Genomic DNA, 23219 nt, shown 5'->3' on the forward strand with positions numbered 1-23219 from the left:
TCCGGGTCTTACGCAGTGGAGGAAGCTGTTGGCAAATGGCTCGCTCGATGCTATCTTGAAGGCGTCGGCTGTTGCTCATCGGTCCACACGGAGAAGTGAGTGGGTGTCCACCCTCAACCTTCGTGTGCGTCGCCGGTGATGCAACAGCCGTTTTGTATCAAATCTGAAACTGTCCGGTAGCTAGCCTTGAACCCTGAACTAACCTAATGCCGTCCCCGGCCGCAGGAGCACGTGGCGCCGCCTTCCTCCATGAACGAGTCCGGCATCCAGATGAATTGGTCGTTGACGGCTTCGCGCTGGAACCAGAAGGGTCCGCGCTCCTCGGGATGATTGCCGATCTGATCCATTGTCGAAGCGTCGAAAAGACGGCCGTTGACCATCACGAGGTCGACGTTCTCCGTCTGCTTCAGGTCGTCCAGCGGGTTACCGTCGATCACGACGAGGTCCGCCAGTTTCCCTTCCTCGAGCGAACCGAGGTCGTCGTCCAGGCCGAGGTATTGCGCGCCGTGGAGCGTCGCCGAGCGTAGTGCTTCATGCGGCGTGAAGCCGCCCTGCTCCAGCATCCACAGCTCCCAGTGAGCGCCGAGCCCCTGAAGCTGTCCGTGCGCACCGATCTGCACCGTGTTGCCCTGGTCGATCAGCTTCTTCGCCTGTGCGGACACCTCGATGTGCTGGTACTCCTCGTCCGGAATCTGCGTGACGCGGCGGCTCCGGGCGTCTACGATCGGACGCGGGACGAACTGCAGGAGTTTGTCCTTGGCCCAGACATCCGTCTTCTGGTACCACCAGTACTCACCGTTCGGGCCGCCGTAGTTGACCACGAGCGTCGGCGTGTAGCCCACGTTCGTCGCTTTCCAGACCTCCATCACGTCCTTGTAGAGGGGCGACACCGGCAGGTTATGCTCGATGCCTGTGTGGCCGTCCAGGATCATCGTCATGTTGTGAAAGAACGTCGATCCGCCTTCCGGCATGACCTGCATCTCCAGCTCGCGCGCGGCCTTCATGATCTGCTGGCGTTGGTTGCGTCGCGGCTGGTTGTAGCTCTTGACGCTGAACGCACCGACCGCCTTCATGCGGCGAAGGTGCGAGCGCGCATCGTCCAGGCTGTTGACCTCCGCCTTGAAGTCGCCGTCGGCACCGTACAGGATGGTGCCGGTGGAGTAGACGCGCGGGGCGACGATCCGGCCGGTTTTCTGCAGCTCGCTCTGGCGAAACACAAACTGCGTGTTGGCCGACGGGTCGTGCATCGTCGTGACGCCATACGCGAGATTGGCGTAGTAGCCCCAGTTCTGCTCCGGCGTCGGACCGCTGTAAAAGTGGTTCGCGTGAGCGTGTGCATCGACGAAGCCCGGGATGATGGTTTTGCCCGACACGTCCTCGACGTGCGCGCCGTCCGGGATCTCGACATCCGCACCGACCGCGGCGATTTTGTTGCCTTCGATCACGATCGTGCCGTTCTCGATGACCTCATCGCCGTTCATCGTCACGATGCGTGCGTTTGTCAAAGCGACGGTGCCTTCTGGCACGTCCGTCTCTAGTTCCAGGCCAATGTCCGTCCCCGTCGTGTCGATCGCGGGAAGTTCCTCCGGTGCGCCATCGATGAACGCGAACGTGTTCTCCAGCGACCGAGAGAAGTACTCGGGCCCGGTCATCCAGTGGACGGATTCACTATCGGCCGACCAGTGCAGATCGATTCCGACATCGCGCGAAATCTGCTTGACGGGAATCGACGTCACGTCTTTGCTCAGTTCGATCGCCTGGCCCGTCGTCGGCATCGGGGCGACGTACGCATTGTGAAGGTCCGTGAAGGCGACCCACTCGCCATCCGGGCTGGGCACGATGGTGTCGACGTATTTCAGAGAAAAGATGTCGCGTACGTGACCGCCGTCCAGATCGGCGCTTTTGTAGGACTTGCCGACGTTATAGCCGGTCATGAAGTAGACGCGCTCGCCGGAGGCGTCGAAGCGAGCGTCGTAGCCGTCCTCCTGGATAAGGTTCATCTCGCCACCTTCGGCGTCCATCCAGTAGAGGCCGGGATCACTTCCGTGCTGTGTGCCGAGGAGGACGTTGCCTTCGCCGCGACGGAAGACGATTCTCGACCCGTCCGGGCTAAAGCGCGGCGTGTGGTAGTAGCCGGGGCGTTCGGTGAGCTTCTCTGCGTTGCCACCGGAGAGCGGCGCTGCGTAGATGGCACCGAGGTTCTCGTCGTCCCACGTCGTGTAGACGACGGTACGTCCGTCGGGAGAGATCGCCGGATTGTACTCGAAGTGGTCGTCATCGGTGAGGCGCTTCGGCGTGCCGTTCGGGAGGCGCTTCGTGTACAGCGACCCGTTGGCGTGGAAGACGACGGTGCGACCGTCCGGCGACGTGGTGGCGCCCGTGATCATGCGCGCCGGAATCGTCTCCGGATGCGCCTCGACGGGAAATTCCGCAGCGGCGGTCACGGTCTGTTCGACCTCCGCCTCGAACGGGATTACGTCGGCTGATCCGTCGCTCGTATTGATCTTCTTGATTTTGCCTTCGGCCCAGAGCACGACGTTCTCGCTGTCGGGCATCCAGCCAAAGTTCGGGTACGTGCCGAAGATGGCCCAAACGTCCTGCTGGTCGAATGACAGCTCGTCAAAGACCGGCGAGGCGATGCCCGTTTCAAGGTCATAGATGTAGAGCACCGTCTTTGCGCGGACGCGGCGAATGAACGCCAGCTTCTTGCCGTCCGGTGAGGGGACCGGGCGTGACGCGCCGCCGGGACCGGAGATCAGCGTCTCAATCTCGCCGGTTTTGCGGTCGAGCCGCTTGATGGCGTAGATGCCCTCATTCGGGTCTTTGTTGTAGCGGAAATTCGGGCCGCGCGTGACATCCTCCGAGTAGAAGACGTAGCGTCCGTCCGGGTGGACGGCGATTTCGTTGCCCTGGTCCTGCTGGTCGTTACGACGCTCGGTGAGCTGCATCCCGCTGCCGCCGGAGCGATGGTACATCCACACCTCGCCGGCACCGAGCGAACGCGTGCTGGTGAAGTGCTTCCGTCCGAGCAGATACTCTCCGTCCGGTGTCCAGGCCGGGCCGTTTACGAGGCGGAAGCTTTCATCTGAGACCTGCTGTGGGTCGGAGCCGTCCCGGGCAATGGTCCAGAGGTTGTCGCCGCCGTCGCGATCGGAGGTGAAGGCGATCCGGGAGCCGTCGGGCGAAAAGCGGGGCTGCACGTCGTAGGCTGGGCCGCTAGTGATGCGGGTGGCTTCCCCGCCGGACGCGGGCATCGTGTACAGGTCGCCGAGCAGGTCGAAAACGAGGGTTTCACCGTTCGGGTGGACGTCGACGGTGATCCAGGTCCCTTCCGTCGTCGTGAACGAGACGGTTTCGGTCGGCCCGTGGGCGGCGTTGATATCCCATTCCTCATCGTCAGAGGACTGGGCGAGAGCAGTGGGGGAGAAGACGAAACATGACAGCGCGAGACAGGCTGCCATCCAGGCCGCGACGGCGGCCGAACGGAAACGAATCATAGGGGTGAGCAGCAGTTACAGAAGAACGGGGGACAGCAATCTACAAAGCGCTTCCGAGGAAAGGAAACGGGGAACGTTCAGAGTTCAAGGTTCAGAGTTGAAACGCCGCAATGCACCGCGTTCTAACGAGCCTACGTTCAACGTTTCAACGCACAGACCCCAATCCCCAATCCGAAATCCTGAATTCGATCGATCATCCCATTCCGATCGAGAACATATTCTCCAGGTCGTGGCTCGAGTGGACGCGGAAGCCGATGAGCGTCTCGGAGTCTGTGATGCCCTTAATGTGACGGATGCGACCGGTGACGAGCTCGGCCAGATCTTCGTTTTTCGGCACTCGGAGGATCGCGACGAGGTCGACACGGCCGGCGACGGAGTGCACCTCGCTGACGCCCTCCAGTCCGGCTAGTTCGTCGGCGACATCGTTGACGGCGCCACGTTCGGTGTTGATGAGAACAATCGCGGTGACCATAGCGAAGAGAATAAATGAGGGAATGGAGAAGGGCGGAAAGGTTGCGTCGTCCGCGCGTGAAATGCGGCGCGTTCTGCAACATACGTCTGCAGCGTGGCAGTCCCAAGTGCTCCACCGAACGATCACGATTCCCGATGAGCGACACCCCTTCCCCGGACGACACCGGTCACTACGTCTACATTCTCGAATGCTGCGATGGCACGTACTACACCGGCTACACGACCGACGTGGAACGACGCGTGGAGGAGCACAATGCGGGAACGGGAGCTCGGTATACCCGGGGACGCACGCCCGTCGACGTGGTCTACACGGAATCGTACGATTCGCAGTCGGCGGCGATGTCACGAGAGTACGCGATCAAGCAACTCCGCCGAGGGCAGAAGGAACGACTTGTTTCGGGGGACGATGTGTGAACGTGTGGACGTGTGGACGTGTGGACGTGTGGACGTCTGAAAGTATGAACGTGCGGACGTATGAAAGTGTGGACGTATGAAAGCGGGAAAGTGTGGAAGTATGAAAGTACGAAAGTGTGGAAGTGTGAGAGTGTGAGAATAGTACGCAGAGTTGAGCTTGAAATCGAGGCGTTCCTACCTAAACACGTTCGCACCTAAACACCTAAACACCTTCACACCTCCTCACTCTTCCAGCCAGTCCTCAAGCATCTCGACGTTGCGGCGGTTGGCTTTGTACGCGAAGTCGAATACGTCACCAAGCACCGGGACGACGCCAACCAGGGCGTCGACGGCGATGATGCCGACCATTTTGCCGATGAGCCGCTTCGGGGCGCCCTGTCGCCACGCCTCGATGGGGACGTAGGCACTGACGATGAGACCGGCCGCATCACCGACACCCGGAATCAGGCCGATCAGCGGTTCGAGGCCCACCCGAAAGCCCGTGCCCGGGATCGTAAATACATCGTCTGACCATTTCGCGAACCACTCGAGTCGTTTCTCAACGGGATCGGCCGGCGTGTTCGATATAGCATCTGGAGATCGCGATGTGCCCCGAGACCGGCGTCGATTGGATACCTGTGGGTGAGACCGCCGAGGAGCATTGCGAGTGTCGTCAGTTGAGTCAGGCATCGACAATATCGGGTTCGTCGAAGAAGCGGAAGATGTCGGCACATCCCGCGAACGCGGCAGCGGGGCCGACCAGAACGAGTCGATCGCCCGAAAGCAGTTCCTCGGAGCCGTCGGGGGAGCCGATCACGTCGCCGTTGCGGCGGATTGCGATAACCGTGAGGTCATAATCTTGCCGGAGCGCAAGCTCGCCAAGCGTTCGTCCGGCGGCCGCTGCACCGTCGCGAACGGTCACGGTGCGCGTGTGGAGACCTTCCTCGCTCAGCCCGTCGAGCACCATGCCAGGCGTTTGGTCCATGCTGGGGTCCGACGCCGGCAGCTCAGGGTCGCAGATGAGGCGGTAGTCATTGGCGCGGACCTCGCGAATGTGTCGGTTTACCTCGTCACTCGGGACGCGATACGCGTGCAGTACATCACCGAAGAGACGCACGGCGGTTTCGATCTCGGTCGGAATAACGATTTCTGCGCCGGCTTTGTGCAGGCGGTCGACGTCGTCGAGGAAGTCTGCACGGGCGATGATCTGCAGCGTTGGGTTTTCGAATGCGGCGTTATGGACCGTTCGCTCGGTGGCATCGCGATCGCTGATGACCACGACGCAGAGCTTCGCGTGCTCGATGCCGGCCACCTCAAGGACGTGGGGCCGAGTGGCATCGCCGTAAACAGCGTTCAACCCCTCCTCCCGAGCTTCACGAATCGACTGTGGGTTCAGGTCGATGATGACAAACGGGATGTCCGTCTGCCGGAGCACGCGCGCCAGCCTGCGCCCGGCTGGACCGTACCCGACGATGATGACGTGATCTTCGAGCTTGATCGGTTTGTCGTCTGGGAGGTCGGCTGTGTTCAGAGGACCGAGAACGTCCTGCACGGCTCGTCCCACGCGGCCTCCAACGCTTGCCATGAACGGCGTCAACAGCATGAGGAGTACGGTGGTGGCGATAAACACTTGCTGGCCTTCGTTTCCGAGGCCCATCGGGGAGAGGCCGACGTCGCGCCCGGCGATGTCGAGAACAAAGGAGAACTCGCCGATCTGTGCCAGCATCAGCCCCGAGGCCACGGCGATTCGCAGCGGCATCTTCATGATGAGGAGCGCCACCGACGTGATAACCAGTTTCAACACCAGAACGACGGCAGCAGCTCCCAGCACCAGCGGCCACGCATCGAGGAGCACGCGCACGTCGAGGAGCATGCCGACGGACACGAAAAAGGCTGCGTTGAAGACCGTGCGGAGCGGCAGGACTTCGCTTAACGCCTGCGTCGCGTAGGGGCTCTCACTGACGATCAGGCCCGCGAGAAACGCGCCAAGTGCGAGGCTTACGTCCGCGAGGCCCATGATCCAGGCGATCAGGAAGCAGAGCGCGACGACCGTTAGCAGGAAGAGCTCGTTGCGTCTGGTCGCGGCGACCCGGGCCAGGAGCGGGGGAATGACCTTTCGTGCGAGGACAACGACGACGGCAATGATGAGCAGAGCTTTCCCGAGGGCGAGAAGAAGGTCGAGGGTCGAGCCTTCACCTCCGCCGATCAACGGAACCAGCAGGACCATCACGATAATGCCGAAGTCCTGAAAGATCAGAATGCCGAGGCCGCTCTGTCCGACCGGTGTGTCGGTTTCGCCACGATCCGAGAGGAGCCCAAGGACAATCGCCGTTGACGATAGCGCCACGAGTCCGCTCGTGAACAGGGCGGAGCGCCAGTCGACGCCGAGAGCGAGGCAGATGCCCGTCACGACAGCCATCGTTCCAAACACCTGCAGCGCCCCGCCGCCGAGGACGAGCCGCTTGATGCGAGCGAGTTTGTCCAGGCTGAATTCGATCCCGATCGTGAACAGAAGCAGGATGACCCCGATTTCCGCCAGCGTGTTGACCAGCTCGATGTCGTCGACCAGCCCGAGTGCGCTGGGGCCGATGATCACACCCGCGATCAGAAACCCGGCAATGGGGACGAGCTTGAGCCGATAGCAGACGTAGGCGATGGCGACGCTGACAGCGGCCAGAATCGTGATTTCACCAAACCCGGGAGGGATAGCGCCAGCAGCAAGAGTTGGATAAAGCACGGCAACAGAAACGTCGAGTGGATAAGAGAAAGCCCCCGCCGGAATCACGGTGGACTCCGGGGGAGCATTCGTCCGTCAGTTGCTTAACCTTCGCGAAGATACATCGGGACCTCGCGTCATGACGGCATGAACACTAAAAGGCCTTGGCAGAACGTGCTTCGATGAGCGAGAGCGAGCGGACCGGACGGCATCGAGGCGCGTCAAGCAGGTGAACCCGACGCGGTTCAGCAATGCAGCGCTCCGGGGGACGTGCCCTTGGGGTGCCGCACGCAGCTCGAATGAGGGATTGTTAGGGCGTTTAAATCATCACCATTAACGCGGCGAACAGGGCGCCGAGTCCGACCATCGTGATCCCGATCGCTCGAAGCTTGGACGCAGCCAACGCCGTGTTGGGGTGGTCATCCCGATCACTCAGGTACATGCTGGCAGCAAAAAAGCCCGTGCCGGCCATGACGATCAGCCCAGACGTTCCGTAGATCCAGTTGATCCGGAATAGGAAGACGGCGATGGTAGCCGCCGTCGCGGCAATCATGATTCCGATGGAAACGCGAGGACTCATAGCAGAACGTACAAAATTTCAGCTCGGGAAGAGGTTCGGCGCCCGATCAGGGCAAAGATTTATTTTTTCTCAATGGAGACCGATTCGATTGCGTCACCCCCTTCAATTTCGTCGACGACATCCTTTCCGCTTGTTACTTTGCCAAACACGGTGTGCTTGCCATCGAGGTGCGACTGGGGTTCGTGGGTGATGAAGAACTGGCTTCCGTTGGTATTCGGTCCCGCATTCGCCATGGAGATCACGCCGGCCTCGTGCGAGAGCGGGTTGCCGCTCAGTTCGTCGTCGAACGTGTAGCCGGGTCCTCCACGCCCTGTGCCCGTCGGGTCACCGCCCTGAATCATGAAGTTGGGGATGACGCGGTGGAATGTCACGCCGTCGTAGAACCCTTCCTCCGAGAGGAAGACAAAATTGTTGACAGTATTGGGAGCGTGCTCGGGGTACAGTTCGAGCTCGATCGTCCCTTTGTTCGTCTCGAGCATTGCCGCGTAGACGGCGTCGTCATCGATCTGCATCTCCGGTGGGGAGTCCCACGTCTGGTGGTCGGCCATAAATTGCTTGCGGTTCGGTTGCAGAGAAAGCGCGTACAGTCGTTTGATACGTGAAAGCCAGTCCGCGGAAGTTGTTCGCGACGTGTGTCACGACGGACCGTTGGATCGTTAGAAGGTTCAACTCTGTGGTCCCAGCAACATCGGTAACACCGAAGGACGATCCTGACTTTTCTTTTCTGGTTCACTTCGATGCTCGGGCCTCCTTCCCTATTCGAATGGATCAAGCGTCGCACGGCCGTGCAACGCTAATATGTTTTAATGTCTCGGTGGACATTCTCTCCAGGGTATTCGGCACTCCGCTGAACCCTGAACCCTAGGTACCGGACAGTTTGGTTCCACCACGGAATGGTTCCGTGCGACTTCGAGAAACGGACCGCGTCAGCCCCACACGTCTCGGAAACGAGGCGTTATCGTCGAGAAATGACGCACTCTCACACTCCCATACCCACATACTCCCGTCCATGTCGGCGCAGCCGCGCCGGGGAATGTGGACGTGACGTGGGTACCAGTGAAAGTGTCCGGTAGCTAACCCTGAACCCTGAACTATGAACCCTGAACTATGAACTCCCAGATAAAGAGTCTTCCATTCCTTACATTTGCCCGTCCGCCCGTCTCGCCTCCTGTCTTCAATGCCGTAACGTTCTGTGCCCACGCTTCGCTCCGTTGACATCATTCAGCCCCCAGGTCAGCAGCCGATCGTCATTCCGAATGACGACTTTGAGTTGATCGATCACTGGCAGGTCGATACCACAACGGGACGTCATTGGACGCACGTCGTGCTCCGGTCGGCGCAGACAGAGGCGTTTACCGATTGGGTGAACAACCACGTCGGGGAGGATGTGCGGATCGTCTGGTCTGCCGTCGAGGCGACCCATCCGCGAATCGACATGGAGAACAACGACAACGGCGATGGAAACGAAGATAACGGAACGACGAGTCGCATTGACCGCGAGGAGTTGTATCAGTACGCTCGTGAGTCCGTCGGCGTGAGCGCCGTTTTCCTTGCTATGGTCGTTTTGTCAACGGTGGTGGCGGCGGGAGGGATGCTGCGCAATAACGTCGCCGTCGTCATCGGGGCCATGGTGATCGCGCCGCTGATCGGGCCGAATATCGCGCTCGCCCTGGGCACGACGCTCGGCGATACGGCGCTGCTGCGTCGCGCTGTGAGCGTGAACCTTGCGGGCGTCGGGCTCGTCCTCTTCATGTCGATGCTGTTGGGGGCGGTCGTGACAATCGACGCATCGATTCCGGAGTTGGCGTCTCGAACCGACGTCCACATGTCCGATGTCGCGCTGGCGCTTGCAGCGGGTGCGGCCGGGACGCTGGCTGTGACACGCGGGGTGTCGACGGCACTCGTTGGAGTCATGGTTGCGGTGGCGCTGCTACCACCACTCGTCGCGTGCGGGCTCTTCCTCGGGTCCGGGCAGACCGCGCTCGCGGGGAGCGCCGCGGTGTTGACGATGACGAACGTCGTCTGTATCAACCTTGCCGGCGTCTCGACATTCCTCGTTCAGGGCGTTCGCCCACGACATTGGACGGAGATGGAAAAAGCGCGGGCGTCCACACGGGTCGCGATGACCCTCTGGGTCGTCATGCTACTCGCGCTCGGCGGCTTGATCTGGTTTCTTCGGTAAGGTGCAATACTGCTCGACGCTGCGACTCAGGATATCCCGGTGACGTCTACTACTGCCTCCCGAAGACGAGAGCTCGCTCCCTTTCGTAGATAGATGACAACGGTTCCTCGCTGGAAGACGGTCCGTGCGTAGTCTGACCGATTATACGCCACACGTCGGGCGTCTGCGACCGTAGCATATTCACAGGTAACCAGTCGGGCCGATCGAGCCGTGACGATGGCGGTGCAGGTGTTGGCTCCGTGGCGTTTTTCCGCATCGGACTGATTCACCACCGAGATGTCACGGGAGCCGATTTCCTCGAGGAAGTCCTCGGTCGTGAACGGGTCGGGGCCAGGCGACAGGATGAGGAGAAGGGAAAGCAGTGCGATCACGTCGAAAACAGTCGATCGATTCGCAGGTGTGTCGAGGGTGCGGTTTGGTTGGTTCAGACATTAGAACCCGTTTGGCGGAAAGCCTTCGGCCATCCAGAGGTCCGAACCTCCCGGCAATCGGTCCTCGCGGTGCTTGCACGACCAGAATTGGTTGATCTCATGCACCCGGTCTGCTGCATCCATGCGAAAGGATAACCGTCGGCCCTATGATCGGCATGAACGGCGACGCTTCGTTGTTTGCCACTCATTCGCCAAACAAGGTATCAGGCTGTAGAGGGACGTGCGCGCCGAAGGCTTGGCTCGGGAAGGCCCCGCTTGACGAGGACGGCCATAAAGAGCATAGCGAACGCCCCGGTTAAGGTGTTGCTTACGTACCCGAGTTGTCCGTAGCCAATGCCCGCAAGGAAGCTTCCGACGCCAAAGCCGGCCTGTCCGACGCTCATAGCGAGTCCCATGAGCAGGCCGCGCCGGTTATCTGGGACGAGAGCTGTGAGAAGGGATTGTAAGGGTCCGATCCGGATGCCCACACTCGCCATCGCGAGGAAGAACAGGAAGGCGGCCATCCAGAACCCATCGATTGTGTACGGCGCGATCAGCATGATCACGCCCAGAGCGACCGAGGCCCAGACGACCAGCGGCTTGCGTCCAATCTCATCCGACAGGCGCCCCGCCGAGGGGGCCGCAATGATGTTGGCTACGCCGCCAATCGCGAAGAGAAGAGCCACCTCATAGCCGGTCAGCCCGACGGTCGACTCCAGCCAGGAGGGGAGGAAGGTCGTGAAGAGGCCGAAGCCGGCGAACATCAGCGTGTACGAGCCCACGGCGGCGAGCACCGGGCCGTCGAGCATATCCAGATACTTCCGCGTCACGCGGCGGGGCGTCAGTCGACCGCTGTCCAGCTCCATGTCCGGCTGTGGAACGAATCGCCAGATCATGAAGGCTGCGAGGGCCATCGTGATCGCGAAGAGCAGGAACGGCCACCGGTACCCAAACTCTGTCGCCAGGATCTTTCCAATCGGAACGCCGGCAACCTGGCCAAACGCCGTTCCGCTCATGATCCAGCCGTTTGCCCAACCGCGTCGATCGTACGGGAAATAGTCTCCAACGTATGCCACGCTGCCTCCACTCAGCATCCCGCCCCCAATTCCGGCGAGGATCCGCATGAAAATAAGGAGCTCGTAGTCCGCCGCCACGGTGTGGAAGACCAGCGTGATCGACATCAGCACGGTCCCGCCCAGAAGAATATTCCGGCGCCCGATGCGATCGGAGGCCGGACCCGTGATGAGGGCAGAGACGCCGAGCGCGACCGCGTAGGACGTCAGTAGCATGCCCCGCCAGAATTCGTTGACTCCCAGCGTAACCTCGATCTCCGGAAGGATCGGAACCATGATGATGAGCTGGCTACTTGCCGAAAACATCATCAGCCAGAGAGCAGCCAGGATCAACGTCGTATTTCCGGGGAGCGACCGTCCTTCATCCTTCGGGCTCTGGTCGGGGCGAGATGTGGACGAGGATGGCACGAGGAGAGAGGAGTGTGGAAAAGAGTCAATCTAGAGATCTGTGCATTTCCGATTGCCATCTACGGACGCTGCACAAATCAGGTTCGCAAAGGTCTTAATGGGTTGGAGTGCAATGTACAGGAGCGCGCGAAGAAATCGAACAGGAAATGTTAACCCAAGCTCATGACGTCTTCATCGCTCCCTGACAGAAGGTGAACCGATCGTGATCCACACGTGAACAAACGCGGAAGACAGACCCATTAATCCAGCCGTAATCACCGGGTAATCGTCACGTAACACTGCGGCCTTACCGTGTGATTGGTCATCTCGCGGACGGCGGTCGCGGTGCGTCTGCCAAGCGCGCGCGGGCCAGCACCGAGAACCGGTGGGCTCGAACCTTGGCCGGGTTCGGGCCCGATCCGCGAGCTAATGCTCGGTGCACGAAGCAGTACGTCCGCGCGACGATGACCTGATGTTGAGGCGACGGCTCGAACGACTGAGTTGTGCTGTCGCTGCGCGCTCTCAATCTGTTCGGAATATACGGTTTTCACATGCTGCCATCTTCTAGATTACGGATCGCTTTTGCGACCCTCTTTCTATGCGTCGGTTTCGGCGCAACGTCCCTCTTCGCGCAAGATACAGGATCCATCTCCGGAGTCGTTGTCGACCAGGCAAACGGAGAAAGTCTCCCTGGTGCCAACGTATCGATCGCGAGCACGACCACCGGTACCGCGACGGACCTCAACGGACGGTACACGCTCAAAGACCTCGCGCCCGGAGCGTACGAGGTGGTCTTCAGCTTCGTCGGGTTTCAGAAGAAAACAATTACCGGCGTGGAAGTCACAGCGGGTGAGACGACGGAACTCAACGTCACGCTCGGTGAGCAGACGGCAAAGCTCGACGAGGTAATCGTTGAGGCTGAAGCGTCTCGCTCGTCCGAAGCTGGACTGCTGAAGGAGCGCGCCCGCGCGGCGTCCGTCAGTAACGCCATCGGCGCGGAGGAGATCAGCCGGGCCGGAGCGGGCAACATGGCGGATGCCATGAGCAAGGTCACGGGCGCGTCGATCGTCGAGGGCAAATACGTTAACGTCCGCGGCTTGCAGGGGCGGTACGTTCAGGCTCAACTGAATGGCTCGAGCCTACCGAGCACGGACCCGGACGGCGAGAGCGTCGCGCTTGACCTTTTTCCCGCGAACCTGGTGGAGAACGTGGTCACGTCGAAATCCTTCACACCGGATAAACCCGGCAATTTCACGGGCGGCGCGGTCAACGTTTCGACCAAGTCCTTCCCGAGTAGCTTCTTTCTCGAGGCATCCGCTTCCTCGTCTTACAATAGTGCCGTCGGACTCGGTGGCACGGTTTTGCAGCCAACCGGCGGTCTGAGTAGCGTGCCAACTGCTGCATCGAACGGCGTGCCCTCGCTATCTGCCGCCTTCACCGACGAGCAAGCCGCCCAGCAACTGGATCAGGTCACACAGGCCTTCGGATCGCAGATTGCCCCCGTCACATCTGACGCAATCGCCAACCGGAGTGCAGAAGTCTCCTTCGGAAATCAGTTTAGCGTTCTGGATGATCGAGCCATCGGCGTGATTGCATCCGCCTCGTACGACAAATCCTACAGCGGATATTCAGACGGCGTCACGGCACGCTTCGAGCAGACCGCGACCGACGTGGAGGAGCTTCAGGCGACCGCTCGCTTCGACGAGACCAGCAAGGGAACGCAGACGACGCAGTACGGCGGTCTCTTCGGTCTCTCGTTTCAGCCAAATCCGAAGAACGAAGTTGGGGTCCAGGTCCTCTACAATGCCAACAATGAGGAGTCCGCTCGCTTCGATTCGGGGCTACTCCCGAGAGATCAGCTTCCCGGCACGTTCCAGACGCGCACGCTGCAGACCATCGAGCGCTCCATCATGTCCGGTGAACTACGCGGGTCGCATCAGATCGGCGAAGGCAAGCGCCCGCTCCGGATCGAGTGGAAGTCGTCGTTGTCGGAAGCGAATCGGGACGAGCCGGACTTCCGGGTCTTCTCAAACAACGTCGAGGCGACAGATAGCGACACCACGTACTCGATCGTTCGGTCCGTTTACAACCCGGCCGTGGCGCGGTACTTCCGCAATCTCGACGAGCAGATCTGGGCCAACAACCTGTCGGTTGAATTCCCGCTGTCGACTGCGACGGTGAAAGTCGGAGGGACGTACAACTACAAGGAGCGGACGTATCGGGAGCAGCGGTTCGACCACGTCGAAGACGTTACGAGCGAAGCCCGGTATGCCGGTAGCCCCAACGGCTACATCAACGACCAGGCGGGTCTCATCGGTCAGCAGAACGGCCTCTACCGATTCGGCACGTACATCGAAGACCAGTTTCAGCCGAATAACAACTACGACGCCGACCAGACCATCGGCGCCGGCTTCGCCATGGTTGATTTCCCGATTCCGGGAGTTCCGGGCGTGAAGTTCATCGGCGGGGCACGTGCCGAATACACCCAGCAGTCGATCATCACGCTGAAGGATACGCGGGGTGACTTCGAGCAGCTCGATATCCTGCCGTCGGCAAACGTCGTCTGGACACTGAAGGACAACATGAATGTCCGCGGTGCCTACGGCCGGACGATCGCACGCCCCACGTTCCGAGAGTTCACTCCGGCGGAGACGTTCGACTTCATTGGCGACTACGTCGTGCAGGGAAATCCTGAATTGAATCGGACGCTCGTCGACAACTTCGACCTTCGCTGGGAATGGTTCGTCCGTCCGGGTGAAGTGCTGTCGGTCAGTGCGTATTACAAGCACCTGGACGACCCGATCGAGCGAACGATCGACCCGAGCCGCTCGGCGAACGTCACGGTCACTTACGAAAACAAGGAAACGGCAGAGGTCTACGGTCTCGAGGTCGAGGCTCGCAAGCGGCTCGATTTCGTCCACCCGGCGCTGCAGTACGTCCAGATTGGCGGCAACCTGACGCTCACGCAGTCAGCCGTCACGCGGGATTCCCTCGAGCTCGTCGCGATTGGCGCTTACAGGGACAACCCGTCTGACACACGTCAGCTGCAAGGACAGTCGCCCTACATCGTGAACCTCAATGCCGGTTACGAAAATCCTGAAATCGGAACCAGCATCAATGTCTTCTACAACCGCTTCGGCGATCGCATCGATACGGTGACGCGCAACGGCGTCGACCTTGAGGAGCAGGGGCGCAACATCATCGACGTGATGGCTTCCCAGCGCCTCTTCGACGGGCTCACCCTGAAAGCATCCGTCAAGAACGTTCTCGACGAGAATGAAGTGATCGCCCAGGACTTCAAAGGACAGCAGTTCGTCAACGATCTTCGCCCTCTCGGACGTAGCATCTCGATGGGCGTCTCCTACAGCTTCTAATCCGCACCCCCACGCTTCACCACCTGTGGTTTGCCACAGTTTGTTCGATCGAAGGGATGAACCAGCGATGGTTCGTCCCTTCGGCAGTTAAAAAGGGCATGTTACGGAATCATCATCCTGCCCTGGTTTTCCTCCTCGCGCGCTACACCCTCTCATACAACGTCTGCATCATGCAAAACACAGAAACGAACCAGCAGAGCCCGTGGTCGGTCGCACTGCGGCTTCTCGGTCTCTTCCTCCTCGTCCCGGCGCTCGTCCTAACCGGATGTGACAGCAGCGGCGACAATGGCAGTGACGATGACGGCGACGACAACGACACCCCGTTCACGGTCGAAGCCTACGACACCACGACCGTTGATGGTCAGGATGCTATCCGCGTGACGGATGTTAACAGCGGCGGCATCGGCTATGTCGATGAGAACGGCGATGACGTCACGTCGGTCACCTGGACGAACGATTTCGTCTACATCCTTGAAGAGTACATCTTCGTCAACTTGGGCCAGACGCTGAACATCGAGCCGGGCACGGTCATCAAAGGCGCGCCGGGTTCCGGCGAAAACGCGACGGCCCTCGTCGTCGCCAGTGGCGGTACGATCAACGCGGATGGTAACCCCGGAAGCAGTGACCCCTCCGCAGCCGATCCGATTATCTTCACCGCGCAGGCAGATGACGGCAGCGGTCTCGGGCGCGATGTCCGCGGCCAGTGGGGCGGTATCATTCTCCTCGGAGATGCCCCGCTCAACACGGTTCCGGCCACGCAAAGCGTTGAAGGTGTGCCGGGCGATGATCCGCGCGCAGAGTACGGTGGAAGCAACGCCGGTCACAACGTCGGTACGTTCCGTTTCGTCCAGATCCGTCACAGTGGCTCCGCTCTTGCTGCGGGTGATGAGATTCAGGCGCTCACGCTCGGTGGCGTCGGAAATGGATCCACGATCGAGTACGTGGAGGCCTTCGCCAGCTCGGATGACGGCTTCGAATTCTTCGGTGGCACGGTCAATACGCGCTACCTGGTCGGTGCATTCAACGCCGACGATACCTTCGATATGGATCAGGGGATGACGGGCAACCACCAGTTCTGGCTCGGCATTCAGTCGCCCGTTGAAGCCGGTCGTATCGCGGAGATGGATGGCGGAACGGATCCGGAAGACGGAACGCCGCTCGCTACGCCGCACATCTTCAATGCGACGTACATCGGTATTGGCCCGGGCGAAAACGCTCAGGGTGACAACAACAGCCCGTTCCTGATTCACCGCGACAACAACGCGTCGTCCTACTACAACTCGGTCTTCCTCGAGGGAGGGCGCGACGCCGGTCTTCAGGTGGAAGATCTCGCCTCTGGCGCAGACAGCCGTGCACGTCAGGAAGCCGGTGACCTAAATCACAAGAACAATCTCTGGTGGAACATCGGCCCGAGCTGGGATCCGGGTGCGACGACCAATCCGACCACGTTCGAGGACATCATCCAGCTCACGGAAGATGACCAGGGCAATGAGATCAACCCGAGCTACCGTGGCGACCTCGCGCAGTACCTGCGTGACAATGGCAACCAGCTGCTCACGTCCTCGCCGATCCAGAGCGTGAGCCGTGAGTCAGGCACGAACGGCCTGAATCCGCTCGCTTCTGGCGATGCGACATCCGGTGCCCCGACCCCTGATGCGGCGCTCGAGAACAGCGGCGTGAACGGGAGCCTGGAAGATACAGGCTACTACGGTGCCTTCGGGACCACGAACTGGGCCAAGGGCTGGACGCTGCTCGACCAGAACGGATACTTCAACTAATCAATCCAAGCTGCGCCCCGCGTAGCATGGGTTGATCCATCCGTGACACCAGTGCGCCGGGTTCTCTAAGGAGGGCCCGGCGTTGCTGTGTCGCCTTGCCATCGAAGCGAGTTTCTCACCTGTGTCCACTCCTTTGGGTGGTGGGCGTCAGAACATCCTGTACGGTTTCGCTGCGAACGTTGTGGATGCTCTCACGCTCATTTCTCAAACAGATTCTCACGGTGCAATGCGACCCTGACGCCGCTTCAGCCTTCTTTAACCTCCCCTGGACATCTGCTCTCATGCTCTTTCCCACTTCGACTCCCATTTCTATCCCCGAGATGCAAACCCTCGTTCTGGTCGTTTCTCTATCTCTGTTTGCCGCGTTGACCCCCCGCGCGATGGGGCAGGCGACGTACGAGTCGACCACCCATAATGGAAAACCAGCCGTCGTCGTGGTTGGCGGAGATGACGGAATCGAACATCCGGAGCAGGGGACGAACGTCACATGGACCGCGGATCGAGAGTGGATTCTCGATGGGCTTGTGTTCGTAAACGAAGGCCAGACTCTGACCATTGAACCGGGCACCGTCATCAGAGGGAAAAGCGGTCAAGGCGTCGAGGCGAGTGCTATCGTCGTCGCTCGCGGCGGAACGATTAACGCGAGTGGGACGGCTCAGAAGCCGATTATCTTTACAGCAGAAAAGGATGACTTAAGCACCGTAGACGATCTGCCAGCCAATGCGCGGGGGCTATGGGGCGGAATGATCATCATGGGACGCGCGCCCTTAAACACGACGCCGAACGTGCTAAACGTGGAAGGGATCACCCTCAACGAGATCCGTAATCAGTATGGTGGAACGGACGAAAATGACAGCTCTGGTACTCTACGTTACGTGTCGATTCGGCATGGCGGCACAGTGCTCGACAAGGGCAATGAGATCAACGGCTTGACGCTCGCCGGTGTAGGTCGAGGCACCACCATTGAGTACGTTGAGGTGTTCAATAATCAGGATGATGGCATCGAGTTTTTCGGAGGAACGGTCGACGCCAAGTATCTGATCAGCGCCTTCACGACCGATGACTCGTTTGACTTCGATCAAGGATATCGCGGCCGTGGGCAGTTCTGGCTGGCGGTGCAGAACTCCGTCTACGCCGACCATGCCGCTGAGCACGACGGCGGTGAATCGGACTTCGGCGGGGAGGATAGCAAGCCGTACGCGTCCCCAACCTTGTTCAACATGACGTACGTGGGATCTGGCCTCGACGGCGCGGGCTCAACGGCACTTCACATCCGAGATAACTTTGCGGGATCATACTACAATTCGATTATAGCAAGCTTCCCGAGTGGTGCTGTCTATATCGAAGATGTACCCGGTAACGATTCTGGCGATAGCCGTGCACGCTTCGAACGTGGAGACCTCGCTATATCGAACAATCTGTTTTATGAGATTGGCGGGACGTTCGTCGCCGGGACGGGGTCGAGTTTTGGAGGACTGGTCGCGAACGACGGTACATTCGCAGAATCGCTTGCAAAGGCTCTCGAAACGGACAACTCGATCGTCTCGCTCTCACCTCTCAAGGATCTGTCTCGTGATAGCTATGGTGTGATAAGCAACCTTGACCCTCGAGCGACGCGCGATGCTCTGAGCTCCGAGCGCATCCCAGTCCCATCAGCGTTTTTTGAAAATGTGTCGTACATGGGCGCCGTCGGGCCCGAGGATAATTGGGCAGAATCCTGGTCCTTTCTCGGGAGGGGAGGCGAACAATTTCCCGGCCTGGATCTGATGGAGTAATGTGCTGCTCTAAAATATCTATCGGCAGCGTTCTTTACATTGGGAAGTGAGCGTGCAACCCAGGCCGGAATTTTGTGTACGTTTCGGTCCCGAAGACTTTTCTAGAATGATCACAGCATGTCGCTACGCTGTCTATTCGTAGTCCAGGGCGAAGGCCGCGGGCACATGACCCAGGCCCTCGCGCTTCGTCGATTACTTATTGCAGCCGGGCACTCCATTACAGGTGTCGTGATGGGGCGGAGCGACCGTCGCGACGTTCCGGATTTCGTCCAGGATCGGCTGGATGAGCCGATCTCGTTTATCAAAAGTCCCAACTTTGTTGCGGACCCGGACGAGCGAACGGTTCGCCCCTTCGCAACAGCCATTCGTGGGCTCCGCGACACGCGTCAGTTGTATCGCGAGACGCGGTCGTTGCGGGATCGAATTGAGGCGCACGACCCGGATGTCGTGATCAATTTCTTCGAGCCGATGGTCGGCTGGACGTACCTTCGACACGCACCGGACCCGCCTCTCGTCTGTGTCGGGCACCAGTACATGTTTCTGCACTCGGGATACCGATTTCCGCCTGGGCGACGGCTCAGCCGGTGGATGGCGCGCGCGTTTGCACGATCGACGGCGTGGCGTGCCGACCGGTGTCTCGCTCTGTCGTTGTACCCGGTGGATCCGGTAGGGGAAGCCGATGCCGGTTCCACCCTGCGCGTGATGCCGCCGCTCTTGCGGCAAGAGCTTTTCGCGCAGCCGGTCGATCGCACGGAGCCGTTCTTTCTGGTGTACCTCGTGAATCGGGGATATGCGGAGCAGGTCGTTCGGTGGCACGAACAGCATCCTGAGGTTCGGCTTCACTGCTTCTGGGATCGCCCCGGGGAGGAGCTCGTCGAAGAATACGACGAAACGCTGACGTTTCATCAACTCGACGGCCAGAAATTTCTATCGATGATGGCTCGCTGTCGTGGATTGGTATCAACGGCGGGATTCGAGTCGGTTGCCGAGGCTATGTATCTCGGAAAACCGGTTCAGGTCGTTCCCGTGGAGGGGCATTTCGAGCAGTGGTGCAATGCCTTCGATACGGTCCGCGCGGGTGCGGGTGTGCGAAGCGAACGGTTCAACCTCTCGCTTTTGGACGAGCATCTGACGTCGCTCGAAGCAGCACAACACAACCTCGAGTCCTTTCGCTCGTGGCTCCACCGGGGGCGAGATCGATTTGTCGCCGAGATCGAAGCGGCGGCGGGGGGTAAACAAGTTTTTCAGCGCGAAAATGGCGAAGTCATTTCTCCCACAGCCGGAGCCGACCAGACTGGCCCCTGGGCCAAGACCGAGTCGCAACTTGCGTAAGAGACGTCAGTTGCCAGCGTCCCCTCTTTTTCGCACGGCACTCGTCCGAGTTCGTCTCATTTCTCGTCTGTTTGTTCGATAAATGCCCACAGAGGTTGACATCCGCCGGGCCTCCACGCTTGGAGCGGCCGTAGAGTTCGCGCTTCGGGCCGTCCGACGGGGCGCGTTTCTGCTCGTCACAATCGTTCTGCTGGGCCTATTCCTACTCGGGTACGCCACGGCATATCTGCCTCCCTCTCACTTCTGGTGGACGAGTCCGTTTGCCGTTCTGCTGCCGTATGTTAGCATCCTGCTGGCTCCCTTGGCGTTTGTCCGCATGGTCGCCGCGATCCGAGGACGCGAGTTGGTCGGATTCATGCTCAGCATCGCGGTTCTGGTGATGATCGCGGGCCGATTCGGACCTGTGCTATTTTCGGATCCGAAAACAGCACACGAAGACGATCTGACGATCACGTCCTTCAACGCCCCCACCCACGGGCCGAGTCGAGCAAAACTTGCCAATGCCTTCGTGTCGGTCGTAGATGCAGTGGAACCGGACATGCTCGCGCTGCAGGAGACAAATGCCTATGTCCGTACCGAGAACGGCCCGCTGTTCGAACGCCGCACGGCTCCGCATCTCTACGAGCTCGTGCAGAATCGCCCCTTTCGCCTTCCGGATTCGTTTCCGCCCGGACACCGCATTCCACAGCCCGTGGTCAGTCGCTTCCGAACGGATTCTCTCACGCTGGTCGGCGAGCACGATCCCATCGACCGGACACGCATCGCGCCGGCCAGTCGGGTCACGTTTACGTGGAAGGGACAACCGCTCGTGCTGTACAACCTGCACCTCTATACGGTCAGCAAGCGCAAGCCGTGGCGAGAATCGGGGTTTCAGTGGCTATCGCCGGGAACGTGGGGCCCGTACCTCGCTGCCTATCGGGAGGCGACGCTACGCCGCGCCGAGGAAGCCCGGGCCATTCGATCGGAGATGGAGAAGGAGACCGTTCCCGTGATCGTGGCCGGCGATTTTAACAGTACCGTCCACCACTGGGAGTACCGGCATATCGCCCGCGGCATGCAGAATGTTATGCACGATGCGGGGACGGGGTGGCCGGCCACGTACCCATCCCGTTCGCCGCTGGTTGGAATCGATCACGTGCTGGCCGATCCGGAGATCGTAGTGGTCTCGGGTACCGTGGGCGAGAGCTACCCGTACACCGATCACCGACCCGTTCACGCCCGACTCCGTGTGCGCCCGATCGAAGACGCGACGACTCGTTGACAGGCCAGACGATTGGTTTTAAACCGCAGGCGTGATGACGTACTGGTCCGGCGGCAGGTGCAGGGCGTCGGTTGCAAACGTGCGAGCCCGCTCTTTCGTCGTGTCCGATAGTCCTGATTCGAGGCGCTCCAGAGCCGTCTCCGTCATAACGACCGGCATTCCCGCGAGTAGCAGCCATTCGCCGACGGCATAAGCCATCACACGGAACCGGGTGGCATCCTCCACACTCATTCCTGTCACCGCGCACCGCTCGACCCACGCGTCGATATTAGGGATCTCGTCGGACGATGTGTCGGCAAGTAGCTGTTCTGCTCGCACGTTGAGGTCAATCACGTCGGAGTAGAACTGCGCGATGTGCTCCTGCGAGTCGGGTGAATACGATGCGTCCTGATCCGCCAGACAGGACTCGCAGATCGTAAATTCGTACGCAAGCTCGGCGGGGGCACCGGGTTCAGTCCGGGTAAATTCTCGCTCGATGACGTACTGTGGCGTATCCTTCTTGATGGACCGACCGCACGCCCGGCACGATTCGAATCGGTCATTTTCGTCCGACGGCGTGAACAGGTCCCAGGTGTCGACGGGAACGGCGAGGGGCTCGATGGACATGGGGAGGGAGCGGAGGTGGGCAATACGACTCCCCTTTTGTATTGTCGCTACCGGTGCGCGATCCGCAACATAGATTTTACTCGGCTGCAGCGTCGGAAGAGCCTGCGTCCGGGAACGTGAGGTCGAACGTGTAAGCCGCGCGGTCGCCAAGGGGGGCCGTAAAACCTCCCTGTCCGGTCACGCCGCGGAAGTCTTCGGTGCCCGTTCCGTCTACCACCGTCCACGTGGCCTGGGCCGTCTCCCCGTCGAATGTGCCGCTGATCTGGAGGACGACGCTTCCTGTTCTCTCTCCCACGTGACCGCTGATCCATTGCTGTCCGACGAAGCGGGCCGTTGTGTCATCGGAGTACGCCATCAGGTACTCGACCTGTCCGTCGCCTTCAAAGTCGCCCTCGAACGATTGGGATACCGACGCTCGCGTCATTTTGGCTCTTTCGCCCACGTTGGAATACGTTTCTTCGTCCCAGGATATGATCTCGAAGTCGCCGTTGATGATCATAGCTACGGAATGGGTTGAATATGGTAGGCGATACGGCTGATCGGTGTAAGGACGTTCCTTTCTAGGATGTTATCACCAGAAAAAAGATAGCAAGTTCGCACGGGACCTGCCCGGGCGGTGCGTCGAGGATGGCGTGCCGTGAGCAGTGGTCATTCGACCGTTCCGACATCGAGTTGTAGGGCCTGCAGTCGACCCCGGGCCGTGTCGTCGAGTGGCTGTGCTGAGCGGGACGCGGTGTCCACCTGGACGATGACCGTTTCAGCTCGTGCTACGCATTGGTCATCCTGAAAGATCGCCTGGGAGATCGTTACCGAACTCGTACCAATCTCTTCGATGCCGGTGCCGATCGAAACGGATCCTGGCCACTGGATCTCTCCCTCAAAATTCAGTGTGAGACGGGCGATAACAAACTCCGCGTCATCTGCTACGAGCGGGTCGTCGGGATGATAGAGGACTTCGACCCGGCCGGTCTCGAGGTAAGTTGCGAACCGCGCATTGTTTACGTGTCCTTGCCGGTCGGTGTCAGCGTATCGGATTTTGTCGGTGGCGTGACAGGGGAAATGATTCAGGGTCAGATCCATGGATAAGCGCTGAGAGAAAGTAGAAGTGGATTGGCGAACGTGACACTGGCATGGGACAAAGATATGGCGACGTGAGAACATGACGAGTTGCAACGCGCTTGAGCGGGTCTAATTCGTCGAGCCTTGATTGATGACGACATATCCATTCCTTAGACTTAATCTAAATTGGTTGCGAACAGTCCCTGTCCAGCCGGTGCCGTACAGTAGTTTCGATAGACCGACAGGTTCGATGGGCCGACTCTTCTTTACGTTCAATCGGCTTCTGCGCGCTCCCATTTCCCCTGACGATTGACCACGACCGCGT

18 protein-coding genes are annotated in these 23219 nt (G+C 60.0%); 7 read left to right on the forward strand and 11 right to left on the reverse strand.

The annotated features are described in order from the left end of the window. Positions 1-203 precede the first annotated feature (203 nt). Both CRI94_RS03615 and CRI94_RS03620 read right to left on the reverse strand, forming a co-directional pair. On the reverse strand, positions 204-3497 hold the full coding sequence (locus CRI94_RS03615; RefSeq protein ID WP_098074315.1) for an amidohydrolase family protein: 3294 nt from the start codon (positions 3495-3497) through the stop codon (positions 204-206). A 193-nt stretch (positions 3498-3690) separates the two neighbouring features. Beyond that, positions 3691-3969: an Lrp/AsnC family transcriptional regulator gene (locus CRI94_RS03620; protein ID WP_098074316.1), complete on the reverse strand. Its 279-nt coding sequence runs from the start codon at positions 3967-3969 to the stop codon at positions 3691-3693. 134 nt (positions 3970-4103) lie between these two features. Between CRI94_RS03620 and CRI94_RS03625 the strand changes: the two genes are divergently transcribed. Beyond that, positions 4104-4382 (forward strand): GIY-YIG nuclease family protein, encoded by a 279-nt coding sequence (locus CRI94_RS03625; protein ID WP_098074317.1) that lies wholly within the window; start codon positions 4104-4106, stop codon positions 4380-4382. Between the two features lie 222 nt (positions 4383-4604). Here the strand turns inward: CRI94_RS03625 and CRI94_RS03630 are convergent, their stop codons facing one another. From CRI94_RS03630 to CRI94_RS03645, 4 genes are all read right to left on the reverse strand, one after another. Beyond that, a complete protein-coding gene (locus CRI94_RS03630; RefSeq protein WP_098074318.1) occupies positions 4605-5051 on the reverse strand; it encodes a DUF4112 domain-containing protein in 447 nt (148 codons plus the stop codon). Beyond that, positions 5044-7098: a monovalent cation:proton antiporter family protein gene (locus tag CRI94_RS03635; protein ID WP_245846061.1), complete on the reverse strand. Its 2055-nt coding sequence runs from the start codon at positions 7096-7098 to the stop codon at positions 5044-5046. Before CRI94_RS03635 ends, CRI94_RS03630 begins: the two co-directional genes overlap by 8 nt. 298 nt (positions 7099-7396) lie before the next feature. Further along, positions 7397-7657: a hypothetical protein gene (locus CRI94_RS03640; RefSeq protein ID WP_098074319.1), complete on the reverse strand. Its 261-nt coding sequence runs from the start codon at positions 7655-7657 to the stop codon at positions 7397-7399. 59 nt (positions 7658-7716) lie between these two features. Further along, on the reverse strand, positions 7717-8205 hold the full coding sequence (locus tag CRI94_RS03645; protein ID WP_098074320.1) for a peptidylprolyl isomerase: 489 nt from the start codon (positions 8203-8205) through the stop codon (positions 7717-7719). A 644-nt stretch (positions 8206-8849) separates the two neighbouring features. On the opposite strand from CRI94_RS03645, the gene CRI94_RS03650 reads away from it, so the two are divergent. After that, a complete protein-coding gene (locus CRI94_RS03650; RefSeq protein ID WP_098074321.1) occupies positions 8850-9839 on the forward strand; it encodes a TIGR00341 family protein in 990 nt (329 codons plus the stop codon). A gap of 26 nt (positions 9840-9865) precedes the next feature. On the opposite strand, the gene CRI94_RS03655 is transcribed toward CRI94_RS03650, so the two are convergent. Further along, positions 9866-10210, reverse strand: a complete 345-nt coding sequence (locus CRI94_RS03655; RefSeq protein WP_098074322.1) for a hypothetical protein — start codon at positions 10208-10210, stop codon at positions 9866-9868. Between the two features lie 263 nt (positions 10211-10473). Further along, positions 10474-11730: an MFS transporter gene (locus CRI94_RS03660; RefSeq protein WP_245846062.1), complete on the reverse strand. Its 1257-nt coding sequence runs from the start codon at positions 11728-11730 to the stop codon at positions 10474-10476. Positions 11731-12260: 530 nt separating this feature from the next. Here CRI94_RS03660 and CRI94_RS03665 point away from each other — a divergent pair. The 5 genes from CRI94_RS03665 to CRI94_RS03685 all read left to right on the forward strand — a co-directional run bounded on the left by CRI94_RS03665 (position 12261) and on the right by CRI94_RS03685 (position 21229). Continuing rightward, the gene (locus CRI94_RS03665) at positions 12261-15083 is read left to right on the forward strand and encodes a TonB-dependent receptor (RefSeq protein ID WP_143815281.1); all 2823 of its coding nucleotides are present in this window, start codon (positions 12261-12263) and stop codon (positions 15081-15083) included. A gap of 170 nt (positions 15084-15253) precedes the next feature. Beyond that, complete coding sequence (locus CRI94_RS03670) at positions 15254-16861, forward strand: hypothetical protein (RefSeq protein WP_143815282.1); 1608 nt, start codon at positions 15254-15256, stop codon at positions 16859-16861. A 320-nt stretch (positions 16862-17181) separates the two neighbouring features. Then, on the forward strand, positions 17182-18636 hold the full coding sequence (locus CRI94_RS03675) for a hypothetical protein (RefSeq protein ID WP_098074325.1): 1455 nt from the start codon (positions 17182-17184) through the stop codon (positions 18634-18636). A gap of 117 nt (positions 18637-18753) precedes the next feature. Then, positions 18754-19968 (forward strand): glycosyltransferase family protein, encoded by a 1215-nt coding sequence (locus CRI94_RS03680; RefSeq protein WP_098074326.1) that lies wholly within the window; start codon positions 18754-18756, stop codon positions 19966-19968. Positions 19969-20050: 82 nt separating this feature from the next. Beyond that, positions 20051-21229: an endonuclease/exonuclease/phosphatase family protein gene (locus CRI94_RS03685; RefSeq protein ID WP_098074327.1), complete on the forward strand. Its 1179-nt coding sequence runs from the start codon at positions 20051-20053 to the stop codon at positions 21227-21229. 18 nt (positions 21230-21247) lie between these two features. Here CRI94_RS03685 and CRI94_RS03690 read toward each other — a convergent pair whose 3' ends face one another. The 3 genes from CRI94_RS03690 to CRI94_RS03700 all read right to left on the reverse strand — a co-directional run bounded on the left by CRI94_RS03690 (position 21248) and on the right by CRI94_RS03700 (position 22915). Next, on the reverse strand, positions 21248-21835 hold the full coding sequence (locus CRI94_RS03690; protein ID WP_098074328.1) for a hypothetical protein: 588 nt from the start codon (positions 21833-21835) through the stop codon (positions 21248-21250). A 76-nt stretch (positions 21836-21911) separates the two neighbouring features. After that, positions 21912-22334 carry a DUF3224 domain-containing protein gene (locus CRI94_RS03695; RefSeq protein ID WP_098074329.1) on the reverse strand — a complete coding sequence of 141 codons (423 nt, stop codon included), beginning with the start codon at positions 22332-22334 and terminating at the stop codon, positions 21912-21914. A 149-nt stretch (positions 22335-22483) separates the two neighbouring features. Next, positions 22484-22915: an acyl-CoA thioesterase gene (locus CRI94_RS03700; protein WP_098074330.1), complete on the reverse strand. Its 432-nt coding sequence runs from the start codon at positions 22913-22915 to the stop codon at positions 22484-22486. Between the last annotated feature and the right edge of the window lie 304 nt (positions 22916-23219).

The organism is Longibacter salinarum (assembly GCF_002554795.1).
Taxonomy (GTDB): Bacteria; Bacteroidota; Rhodothermia; order Rhodothermales; family Salinibacteraceae; genus Longibacter; species Longibacter salinarum.

Bases quoted from the DNA above. Each gene is read 5' to 3' on its own strand.
- CRI94_RS03700 (WP_098074330.1), bottom strand. From the start codon at position 22,915: ATGGATCTGACCCTGAATCATTTCCCCTGTCACGCCACCGACAAAATC.
- CRI94_RS03695 (WP_098074329.1), bottom strand. From the start codon at position 22,334: ATGATCATCAACGGCGACTTCGAGATCATATCCTGGGACGAAGAAACG.
- CRI94_RS03690 (WP_098074328.1), bottom strand. From the start codon at position 21,835: ATGTCCATCGAGCCCCTCGCCGTTCCCGTCGACACCTGGGACCTGTTC.
- CRI94_RS03630 (WP_098074318.1), bottom strand. From the start codon at position 5,051: ATGCCTGACTCAACTGACGACACTCGCAATGCTCCTCGGCGGTCTCAC.
- CRI94_RS03645 (WP_098074320.1), bottom strand. From the start codon at position 8,205: ATGGCCGACCACCAGACGTGGGACTCCCCACCGGAGATGCAGATCGAT.
- CRI94_RS03675 (WP_098074325.1), top strand. From the start codon at position 17,182: ATGCAAACCCTCGTTCTGGTCGTTTCTCTATCTCTGTTTGCCGCGTTG.
- CRI94_RS03680 (WP_098074326.1), top strand. From the start codon at position 18,754: ATGTCGCTACGCTGTCTATTCGTAGTCCAGGGCGAAGGCCGCGGGCAC.
- CRI94_RS03620 (WP_098074316.1), bottom strand. From the start codon at position 3,969: ATGGTCACCGCGATTGTTCTCATCAACACCGAACGTGGCGCCGTCAAC.
- CRI94_RS03665 (WP_143815281.1), top strand. From the start codon at position 12,261: ATGCTGCCATCTTCTAGATTACGGATCGCTTTTGCGACCCTCTTTCTA.
- CRI94_RS03640 (WP_098074319.1), bottom strand. From the start codon at position 7,657: ATGAGTCCTCGCGTTTCCATCGGAATCATGATTGCCGCGACGGCGGCT.
- CRI94_RS03625 (WP_098074317.1), top strand. From the start codon at position 4,104: ATGAGCGACACCCCTTCCCCGGACGACACCGGTCACTACGTCTACATT.
- CRI94_RS03615 (WP_098074315.1), bottom strand. From the start codon at position 3,497: ATGATTCGTTTCCGTTCGGCCGCCGTCGCGGCCTGGATGGCAGCCTGT.
- CRI94_RS03670 (WP_143815282.1), top strand. From the start codon at position 15,254: ATGCAAAACACAGAAACGAACCAGCAGAGCCCGTGGTCGGTCGCACTG.
- CRI94_RS03685 (WP_098074327.1), top strand. From the start codon at position 20,051: ATGCCCACAGAGGTTGACATCCGCCGGGCCTCCACGCTTGGAGCGGCC.